Origin of the sequence: Rheinheimera sp., assembly GCF_036568245.1 — a bacterium.
Classification (GTDB): Bacteria; Pseudomonadota; Gammaproteobacteria; order Enterobacterales; family Alteromonadaceae; genus Alishewanella.
On record NZ_DATCSY010000025.1, the window covers coordinates 1 to 10,184 of the forward strand.

At 51.4% G+C, this 10,184-nt stretch carries 7 protein-coding genes, 2 tRNA genes and 1 pseudogene; 7 read left to right on the plus strand and 3 right to left on the minus strand.

The features are described from left to right. The 7 genes and pseudogenes from VIN66_RS01025 to VIN66_RS01055 form a co-directional block, all read left to right on the plus strand. Positions 1-197: pseudogene (locus VIN66_RS01025) on the plus strand (YcgN family cysteine cluster protein); the annotation flags it as partial. Positions 198-221: 24 nt separating this feature from the next. After that, positions 222-839 (plus strand): mechanosensitive ion channel domain-containing protein, encoded by a 618-nt coding sequence (locus VIN66_RS01030; protein WP_331922263.1) that lies wholly within the window; start codon positions 222-224, stop codon positions 837-839. 76 nt (positions 840-915) lie between these two features. Next, the gene (gene smc, locus VIN66_RS01035; RefSeq protein ID WP_331922264.1) at positions 916-4,329 is read left to right on the plus strand and encodes a chromosome segregation protein SMC; all 3,414 of its coding nucleotides are present in this window, start codon (positions 916-918) and stop codon (positions 4,327-4,329) included. 14 nt (positions 4,330-4,343) lie between these two features. Then, positions 4,344-5,234, plus strand: a complete 891-nt coding sequence (gene zipA / locus VIN66_RS01040; RefSeq protein WP_331922265.1) for a cell division protein ZipA — start codon at positions 4,344-4,346, stop codon at positions 5,232-5,234. Positions 5,235-5,327: 93 nt separating this feature from the next. Continuing rightward, the gene (ligA, locus tag VIN66_RS01045; RefSeq protein ID WP_331922266.1) at positions 5,328-7,361 is read left to right on the plus strand and encodes an NAD-dependent DNA ligase LigA; all 2,034 of its coding nucleotides are present in this window, start codon (positions 5,328-5,330) and stop codon (positions 7,359-7,361) included. Beyond that, on the plus strand, positions 7,362-7,697 hold the full coding sequence (locus VIN66_RS01050; RefSeq protein WP_331922267.1) for a DUF3392 domain-containing protein: 336 nt from the start codon (positions 7,362-7,364) through the stop codon (positions 7,695-7,697). Beyond that, positions 7,694-8,185 carry a DUF2919 family protein gene (locus VIN66_RS01055; protein WP_331922268.1) on the plus strand — a complete coding sequence of 164 codons (492 nt, stop codon included), beginning with the start codon at positions 7,694-7,696 and terminating at the stop codon, positions 8,183-8,185. Before VIN66_RS01050 ends, VIN66_RS01055 begins: the two co-directional genes overlap by 4 nt. On the opposite strand, the gene VIN66_RS01060 is transcribed toward VIN66_RS01055, so the two are convergent. The 3 genes from VIN66_RS01060 to VIN66_RS01070 all read right to left on the minus strand — a co-directional run bounded on the left by VIN66_RS01060 (position 8,182) and on the right by VIN66_RS01070 (position 10,170). Then, positions 8,182-9,804 carry a response regulator gene (locus VIN66_RS01060; protein WP_331922269.1) on the minus strand — a complete coding sequence of 541 codons (1,623 nt, stop codon included), beginning with the start codon at positions 9,802-9,804 and terminating at the stop codon, positions 8,182-8,184. The two genes, VIN66_RS01055 and VIN66_RS01060, sit on opposite strands and share 4 nt — an antisense overlap. Before the next feature lie 168 nt (positions 9,805-9,972). Continuing rightward, positions 9,973-10,048, minus strand: a tRNA-Val gene (locus tag VIN66_RS01065). Between the two features lie 46 nt (positions 10,049-10,094). Further along, positions 10,095-10,170 (minus strand) — tRNA-Val (locus tag VIN66_RS01070). Between the last annotated feature and the right edge of the window lie 14 nt (positions 10,171-10,184).

Sequence of the window (10,184 nt, forward strand, 5' to 3'; positions counted from 1 at the left end):
CAACCAGTTGCGCGTACCGGCGTCTGCATGAAGGCCGCGGCTTACCACACTGGCATCCGCTGTTAAATGGCGGCAAAAAAAGCCTGATGCACAAAAAGCAAATGTCAGTGCGTAACAAAACGATTTCAGAATTGCAGGTAAATATGGATGATTTTGAAGATTTTATCGTGCGCTGGCCGCTTAATGATCTGGATTAACCCAGTTACACGGGAGTAAACACTTTGTCTTTCTTTGAATACAGCCAGCAATTTATCCGGCATTTCAGCCCTGTTACGGTGCAGCTGATCATCAGCGTGTCGGTCATTATTCTGTATTTTATTATCAGCCGCCGTATTATGCCGCTGCTGTATCAGGTGATTGCACACAGCCGGCTTAAAGCCGAGATGAATAAACGCGCTGCGGTGGTATTGCATATTTTGCTGGTGCTGGCGCTTGTAGTGGTGCTGAGCGTGGTCTGGGGTGTGGACATCCGCGGTTTGCTGGTACTAGCGTCGTCAATGATTGCCGTCGTCGGGGTGGCGCTATTTGCTGCCTGGAGCCTGCTCAGTAATATTACCGCTTTCTTCATTTTGCTGGGGCAAAAAGCCTTTGCCGAAGGCATGGAAGTCAGGGTGATCGATGGTGCGAATTATCTGGAAGGACGTATCGTTGAAATTAACCTGTTCAGCACGGTACTTCGAACTAAAGATAACGAGCAGGTGGTGTATCCGAATAACCTGCTGATTTCGCGCCCTGTGGTGGTCTTTCCGCGTAAAAGCCGCAAAATAGTGCAGAATACGGTGGTCGAAAAAGCCCAGCGTTGGCGGCGTAAGGTATTGATTGGGCAGAAAAGTGAGTGATTTTTGCGTGACAGCTATAGGGCACGCTGCTACATTCGGCAACATGCGATGATAACAATAATATGCTACCGCCCCGATGCGCTTAAAACAGATAAAACTGTCCGGCTTTAAGTCTTTTGTTGACAGCACCAGCGTACCGTTTCCGCAGCAGATGACGGCGGTGGTCGGCCCTAACGGCTGCGGCAAATCCAATGTCATCGATGCGGTGCGCTGGGTGCTGGGTGAAAGCTCGGCGAAAAATCTGCGTGGCGATGCAATGACCGACGTTATTTTCAACGGCTCGGCGCAGCGTAAGCCTGTCTCGCAGGCATCGGTAGAATTGGTATTTGAAAACACGCAGGGCCGTTTGGCCGGTGGCCTTGCCGATCGCAGTGAAATCTCCATCAAGCGTATTGTCACCCGCGATGCCCAGTCCAACTATTTCCTCAATGGCAGTAAATGCCGCCGGCGCGATATTACCGATATTTTCCTCGGCACCGGGCTTGGGCCGCGCAGTTATGCCATTATCGAGCAAGGCATGATCTCGCGGCTGATTGAATCCAAGCCGCAGGAACTTCGGGTATTTATCGAAGAAGCGGCGGGTATTTCGAAATATAAAGAGCGCCGGCGCGAGACTGAAAACCGCATCAAACACACCAGAGAGAACCTTGACCGTTTATCTGATGTGCGGGAGGAACTGGGTAAAAATATCGATAAGTTAAAGCGTCAGGCGACCGCGGCACAGCGCTACAAAGAACTGAAAGCACAGGAACGCAAGCTAAAAGCCGAACTTACCACCATTAAATGGCTGTATTACAGCAACCGCTTTAATGCATTAGAGCAGCAATTGCAACAACAGCAAACCGAGCTGGAAAAGTATCAGTCGCAGGAGCTGGGCGATCAGCGGGTATTGCTGGAATTAAAGCAACAGGCGCAGGATGGCCGCCAGCAGTTGGAGAAAACACAAAGCCAGTTTTATCAGTTAGGTGCGACCATCAGCCGGCTGGAGCAACAAATCCTGCATCAGCGCCAACAGCAGCAGACGCTCAGCGCTCAGATGCAGCAAACCCGGCATAGCCTAAGCCAGGCAGAAGAATTTATTGCCACCGAACAGGCGCAATACAGCGAGCTTGAACAGCAATTGCTGCAGGACTCGCCTCAGCTGGAACTACTGGCCGGGCAGCTGGATACGTTAAGCGAGCAACTGCATCTGCTTGAAGATGAACAACTGGCGCAGCAGCAGGCATTTCAGCACTGGCAACAGCAACATTTTCGTTTACAGCAACAGCAACAGCAGCAGCAGTTACAACTGCAAAATCAGCAGCAGCAATGCCAACAGTTGCAGCAACAACAACTGCAAATCGCCGCGGATATTGCCGCGCTGTCGCTGACACCCTTGCAACAGCGCATTGCCGGGTTGGAGACTGAGCTGGACAGCAGCGCGCGGTTACTGCAACAGCATGTTGCAGCGCATGCTCAAGCGCAAACCGAAGTGCAACAACAGGAGCAGTATTGCAGGCAGTTGCAGGCGCAGCAGTTAACTGCCGGCAATGAGTTGCAAATACTGCAGCGGGAGCAAAGCAAACTGCAGCAACAACAATCGCAGCGCGATACTGAGCAACAGCAGTTATTGCGCCAGTTACAGGTTAAACCCGGTTGGGCGACTGCGGTGGCGATGGTGCTGGGGCAACTGCAACATGCTGCCGTTGCTGCAACTTTGCCGCAGGAAGCCTCAACAGTGGTAATGACAAGCCAGCAGATTGCCGCAGCGGGCACGCTGGCAGAGGCCATCGTGTCGGGGGTGTACCCCGATAGCTTCAATCACATTTTACTGGCAGACACTGTAGCTGATGCGGTAGCGCGTCAGGCGCAGTTACAGCAGGGGCAGTCGCTGATTTGCCCGCAAGGTTACTGGCTTGGCACTAACTGGGCCTTGCTGGCCGGTACCAGCCAGAGCGACAGTTATTTGCTACGTGCCGAACGGTTGCAGCAGCTTGATGGCGAAATCGCCGCCGCTGCTGCTCAGTTGCAGCAGGTTGAAACAAGCTTATCTGAGCAGACATCGCTACTGCAGCAGAGTAAGGCTGGGCTGCAACAGGCGTCGGAGCAACTGCTGCAGGCAGAAAAACAACATCAGCAGCAGCAAACCAATGTATTGCTGGCCCAACAGGAATTACAGCAAGGACAAAGGTTGGCGCAAAAGCTGGATGCCGAGCAGCAGCAACTGCAGCTGAGACAGGCGCAACTGGAAGAAGGTATTGATCAGCTGCAACTGGCGCAGGAGATAACCACTGAGCAACTGCTGGAGCACGAAGCACAGCAGCATCAGTTGCAGCAAAACAGTGGCAGTGCACAGCAACAGCTGCAGCAGCTACGCGCGCAGTTTGAACAAAAACGCCAGCAGCAGCAACAGTTACTGATGCAGCAAAAAGTATCAGAGCAACAGCTGAGCGCATTGCAGCTAAGTCTGACGCGCGCCAAAGCGCAGCAGCAACAGCTGCAGGAGCAACTGAATCAGCTTGGCGATAAGTTGCAGCCGGATGATGAGTCTGAACTGATACTGCAGGAACAGTTGCAGCAAAGTTTACTAGAGCGCGATGAAGCAGAGCAGCAAATGATCAGTCAGCAGGATGCTTTAGCCGGGGTTGAGCAGCAAATACGCCAGTTAGAGCAGGGGCAGCAAGGCATTATGCAGCTGCTGAACAAAAAGCGGGCGGAGCTGGCCGACATTCAGCTGGATGCTGAAGGTTACCGGGTGCGGGCCAACAATATGATGGAATTGCTGCGTGAGCAGCAGGCCAATATGAAAGAGGTGCTGGCAGAACTGCCCGCCGATGCTGACGAAGCTGTCTGGCAGCAGCAACTGGATAAAACCACCGATGCGGTGTCACGCCTTGGGCCGATAAATCTGGCGGCCATCGAAGAGTTTGAACAGCAGTCTGAACGCAAACAATACCTCGATGCGCAGAACGATGATCTGATCGCCGCGATGGACACGCTGGAAACCGCTATCCGCAAAATTGATAAAGAAACCCGGCAGAAATTTAAAGACACCTTTGAACAGGTCAACGATGGCCTGAAAACACTGTTTCCGAAAGTGTTCGGGGGCGGCAGTGCTTATCTGGATTTAACTGAAGATGATTTACTGGAAACGGGAGTGACTATCATGGCGCGTCCGCCTGGTAAAAAAAACAGTACAATACATTTATTATCGGGTGGTGAAAAAGCCCTAACCGCTTTATCATTGGTGTTTTCTATTTTCCGGCTGAATCCGGCACCATTTTGTATGCTGGATGAAGTAGATGCGCCGTTAGATGACGCCAACGTAGGGCGTTTTTGTAATCTGGTGCGGGAAATGTCGGAAACGGTACAATTTATTTATATTAGCCACAATAAAATTGCCATGGAAATGGCAGCACAGCTAATGGGTGTGACGATGCAGGAACCGGGTGTATCGCGCGTAGTAGCTGTTGATGTGGATGATGCTGTAAAAATGGCAGCAGCCTCTTAATTAAAGGTAACCTTATGGCTGACGAATTACGTTTGATTTTTATTATTATCGGTGCCCTGGTTCTGGGTGGCTTATTGCTGCATGGCTTGTGGACAGTGCGTAAAAACGCTGGTCAACCCAGACACCGCTATTACGAAGAGCCGGCAAAAGAGGAACAGGATAAAGCTGAAGGCTTTGACGAGTTAGGGGTCGGGCCGGTAAGGGTAGTAAAAAGAGGCAGTACGGATTCTGCTGCCAAGCCTGCACCTGCAAAAGCTGAGCCGGTGCGCCGTACAGAGCCTGCCCGCGCTGCAGTAAGCCGGGCGGAACCGATGCGAAGAGAGCCGGCCGCCGAGGTGCAAACTGAGTTAGCGTTTGATGAGCCTAAAGAGCCGGAGCTTAATTTTTCTGCACTGGCAGATGATGAGATACCCGAAACGGTATATGACAGCGAAGTACCCGAAGCTGAGCCGGAAGCCGAAGTTGCCGCTGAAGAGCCTTCAGAAGTGTTGATCCTGTATGTGTTATTGCCGGAAAGCAAAGAAATGAAAGGCCCTGATCTGCTGTCTGCGTTGCTGACACTGGGCTTTAAGTACGGTGATATGGATATTTTCCACCGTCATACCGACAGTGCGGGCTCAGGAGCCGTACTCTTTAGTCTGGCAAATATGTTTAATCCCGGTACTTTCGATCTTGAGAACATCGATAAACTGGCTACCCGTGGTGTGAGCTTGTTTATGACATTGCCTGGCCCGGGTGAGCCACTGCAGAATTTCAACCTGATGCACAACGCTGCTAAGAAACTGGCTGAAGAATTTGGCGGCCAGGTGCTGGATGGTCAGCGCAGTGTGTTAACGGTGCAAACGGTGCGCCACTACGTGGATAAGATCCGCGAGTTTCAGCGTCAGCAGCTTATTCACGGTTAGTGGCGAAATAGTCAACAGACAAAACGGCAGGCGGTAGTCCTGCCGTTTTTGTTATGGCAAACTCAGTGCATTATTTTTTCGGGCTATCACGATATGAGTCAGTCTCTATTACAGCAGGTGCAGCAGCTCAGGCAGCAACTGGAGCAATACAGTTATCAGTACTATGTGCTGGATAACCCCACAGTACCAGACGCGGAATATGACAACCTTTACCGCCAGTTACAGCAGCTAGAAGCGAAGCATCCACAGCTTATTACCGCTGACTCTCCGACACAACGGGTAGGGGCTGCGCCGTTAAGCAAATTTGGCCAGGTGACACATAGCATTCCGATGCTGTCGCTGGACAATGCCTTTGATACCGACGAGTTTCAGGCATTTTGTAAGCGTATGGCTGACAGACTGGATAGCAACACTGAGTTCAGTTTTTGCTGTGAGCCCAAGCTGGACGGGCTGGCTGTCAGCATCCGTTATGAAAATGGTTTACTGGTGCAGGCTGCAACGCGTGGCGACGGTTACACTGGTGAAGACATCACCGCTAATGTAAAAACCATCCGGGCTGTGCCTCTAAGACTGCAGGGCGACAAGGCGCCGGCATTACTGGAAGTGCGTGGTGAGGTATTTATGCCACTGGCAGGCTTTGCAGCGATGAATGATAAAGCCCGGGCAGCAGGCGAAAAGGTATTTGCTAATCCCCGTAATGCCGCAGCAGGCAGCCTGCGTCAGCTGGATCCGAAAATCAGTGCGCAGCGGCCTCTGATGTTTTATGCCTACGCTGTTGGTGCTGTAGAAGATGCGGCAGGCGTGCTGGATAATCAAAGCCACTATCAACGCTTGATGCAATTAAAAGACTGGGGATTGCCGGTATGCCCGGAAATTCGCCTGGTGACAGGCGCACAGGCGGCTCTAGATTATTATCAGGATATTTTGTTGCGTCGCGCTGCGTTAGCCTACGAGATAGATGGTGTGGTGATAAAAGTCTCCGATTTAGCCCAGCAGCAGGCACTGGGCTTTGTCGCACGCGCACCGCGCTGGGCCATTGCCTTTAAGTTTCCGGCGCAGGAAATGTTAACCACCTTGCATGATGTTGAGTTTCAGGTTGGCCGCACCGGCGCTATCACGCCGGTGGCTCGGTTGGAGCCTGTTGTGGTTGGCGGTGTGACGGTCAGTAATGCAACGCTACATAATCAGGATGAGATTGACCGGTTGGGTATTCAGATTGGCGACAAGGTTATAGTGCGCCGCGCCGGAGATGTTATTCCGCAAATCGTATCTGTTGTGTTGGAGCAACGGCCTGACGGTAGCCGGGATATTGTTTTTCCGGATAGCTGCCCGGTTTGTGGCTCGTCGGTGGAGCGGGTAAGTGGCGAAGCGGTTGCCCGCTGCAGTGGCGGCTTGTTTTGCCCGGCACAGTTAAAAGAGTCGATAAAACACTTTGTGTCACGCAAGGCCATCGATATCGACGGCCTGGGCGATAAGCTGGTTGAACAGCTGGTTAACCAGCAATTGGTAAAAACGCCGGCTGATATTTACTCATTGGATATGGCCGCTCTGGTTGGCCTTGAGCGGATGGCGGAGAAATCGGCGCTGAAACTGCTGTCGGCGATACAGCAGTCTAAAACGACAACGCTGGCACGCTTTATCTATGCCCTGGGTATTCGTGAAGTCGGCGAGGCTACTGCGCTTAATCTGGCCAATCATTTTACCGACCTGGATAAACTGCAGCAGGCATCAATAGAGCAGTTGCTGCAGGTTGCTGATGTTGGCACTGTTGTAGCTGAACATCTGCACAGCTTTTTTACTGAGCCACACAACCAGCAGGTGATTGCCGCGTTACTGGCTGCAGGAATAAATTGGCCGGTGATTGAACAGCAAGCCGAGACTGAACAGCCCCTGGCAGGGCAGACGATAGTGCTTACCGGCACACTGACCAGTATGGGGCGGGATGACGCCAAAATGAAACTGCAGCGTCTAGGGGCAAAAGTGTCAGGCTCGGTTTCCAATAAAACCCATGCTGTTATTGCCGGTGATAATGCCGGCTCCAAGCTGGCCAAAGCGACAGAGTTAAATGTGCCGGTATGGAATGAGCAGCAGATGCTGGATTTGTTTTCGCAGTACGGAGTGATGTAAATGCCGGATTTTCTGTATCAGCTTTTACTGGACTGGGGCGCGTTGTTCAGGCCTTATGTGCGTGATATCGCGCTGGCCATGGTCGCAACCTGTCTGGTGGTGTTTGGTGATGACTTAAACCGGTTTGTCCGCCGGCAAACGGCCGCGCTGCATTTTGTCTGGCGCACCGGTATTTTTATTCTGCTGTGTGCTTTTGGTTATGGTGCGCTGACAATATTTCTGACCCCTCTGGTGGCTGGGCAACTGGCAAAACTCAGCAACCTTTGGCTGCCGTGGCTAAGCCTGGGAATTTTCATTGTGCTTGGCATGCTGGCACAACGTAAGCGGCAGCTATGAGTAAAGCACCGCTTTGGCCAGTGCTGGATGATTACGGCCTGCATAAGGTGCCGCTACGATTTTACTGGCTGCTTGTTCTATTGCTGCGACCTTACATATGCTGGGTGATGGTGCTGACGTTGCCCCAGGCTCAGCGCGATATGCTGAGCTGGTTTTACCCCAAACAACATGATTTTATTGTCGCTTGTCTGGTGGCCGCGCCGCTGTTGTTGCTGGTTGCTGCGCAAAGCCAGCGCAAACCTAAGGGAAAACGGGGCTGGCGGCATATCTGGCGCTTTGGCCGCAGTATATTGTTAAGTGTTGCCAGCGTTGATTTACTGTTGACCATAATGCATTTGCCGGGGCAGGTGATGTTGGATGCGCCATGGCGCATGCTGACACCTTTGCTTTTATTGGCCAGCTGTATCTGGTTGCTGTGCTCGCGTACATTAAGGGCAGTTTTTGCCGAATGGCCTGAAGCTGCCGATAAATCTGACAAATCAGCTTAAGCCAGTTTACTCAGGTGTTTTTGTTTTAGCTGCTCATAGCGCTGCAGTTGTTCGGCTTTCAGTTTACTGTTCTCAATCAGTAACTGGCATTGCTGCAACAGTTGCTGTTGCTGCTGAGCCGGGCACAGAGGGCGGGGCGAAGTGAGCAGGGTTTGCCATAAGTTCAGCGCAATGCCAGCATTTTTAGGCATAACCTGCCACGCCAGCGAAAATGCAGAGAAGGCTTCCTGCCAGTTGCCATGCTGATACAAACGCACAGCATTGTTGTTTAGCTCACGTGGGCCATGCGCCATCGCCGAGCGCTCTTGTTGCTCCTGCATTAAATAAGCTGCAAAAGCAGGCTCGGGTTGTTGCTGCCGGCAATACTGACTTATGCGGTTAAACAGCGTTCTGGATGCTTCGCTTAGCCCCACTTCGTGCAGTGCTTTAGCTTTATCCAGCGCATCTTCAAGCGACTCAATCTCGTTTTGTTCACTCAGCTCTGCCAGCAACTGACGGGCTTTTTCGCGGTGATCCTGCAGGTATAGCAACCTGGCTTGTAAAACCTGCTGCGCCTCGCTCAGACTTTGCTGACCAAACTGCCGCTGCACGGTATTAAGTGACAAGGTTGCCTGACGGTTTAACCGGCTTTGCTGTTCGCTGTCTTCGCTGCTCAGTGCAAAATCAATACTGGCGCGGGCCAGGTTAAAATACAGATCCGGTTGTTCATGCATAGAGTGGCGGGCGAACTTAACCATGTCCCGCGCTGCGCGATATTGCATTTCATAGTCATGGTTTAGCCGCGATAACTGCAGTAACTTTTGCTGGCGTAATAAGTTGCGTGGTGCAATGTCAGCCGCCGCCAAAATATGCTGTTGTGCCTGTTGATAATGTTGCTGGCGAAATTCCAGTTCACTTAAGCAATCCAGCGCAAACAGCCTGGTTTCTGTACGGGCCAGCATCAGTTCAAGCTCGGCAAAAGCCTGTTGTTCATCATGGATATGCAATAAACAGCGCACTTTGCCTGTCCTGGCCCAACCAAAAGGCTGGATTTGTAGCATAGCGTTAAAAAAAGTCAGCGCCTCTGCATATCGTTGCTGTAATAGCAGAATGTCGCCCTTTAGCTTGAGAAACAACGGGAATAATTTGTGCAGCTCGGCTTGCATCAACTGCTGGTTCAGTAAGTTCAGTGCTGTCTCATACTGCTGGTGCTCAAGTTGTTCATATACCGGGCGCAATTGTTGTTTTCGCCGGAGCACTCTCTCAATGCGTTGCTGCAGATCGCGGATGACATAGGGCTTGGCGAGGAATTCATCAGGCTGTAACTCCAGTACGCTGTGTACCAGAGCTGGTTCGGTCTCAGCACTGATAAAAATCAGCCCGCAACTGAGTTTATGCAAGCCTGTTGCTTTTAGCTCCTCAAAAAGCTGGTAGCCGTCTTTACCTTTTGGCAAATTATATGCGCAGATGATGAGCTCGTAGTTATTCTGTTTACACAGGTTTAACGCTGTCTGCGCCCGATCAGCATAACTGATATTGTGGTATCCCAATTGTTCCAGGGCATAGCGCAGATAGCTCTGGCTAAGACTTTGATCGTCAATAATAAGGATACGCTCGTCGCGTTTTACATCTGGCTCCATAAGGCAATATCAGATCCGCTAGCAAAAAGTCTGGCTTCACTATAGCAAGTTTTTAACATCATATAATAGGGAAATATAGCTTAAGCGGGTTGCAGCTGAGTGCGCAAAAATGACAATAACGGAGAAACGCTATTTGCAGATACTATTGATATTAAGATAGGGAATATATGGTGGATTGTACTGGGTTCGAACCAGTGACCCCCGCCTTGTAAGGGCGGTGCTCTCCCAGCTGAGCTAACAATCCATGGGAGTATCAAATTTTGGCTTCACACAAGTCTAAAACGAGGTGATGGTGGATTGTACTGGGTTCGAACCAGTGACCCCCGCCTTGTAAGGGCGGTGCTCTCCCAGCTGAGCTAACAATCCATGGGAGTATCAAA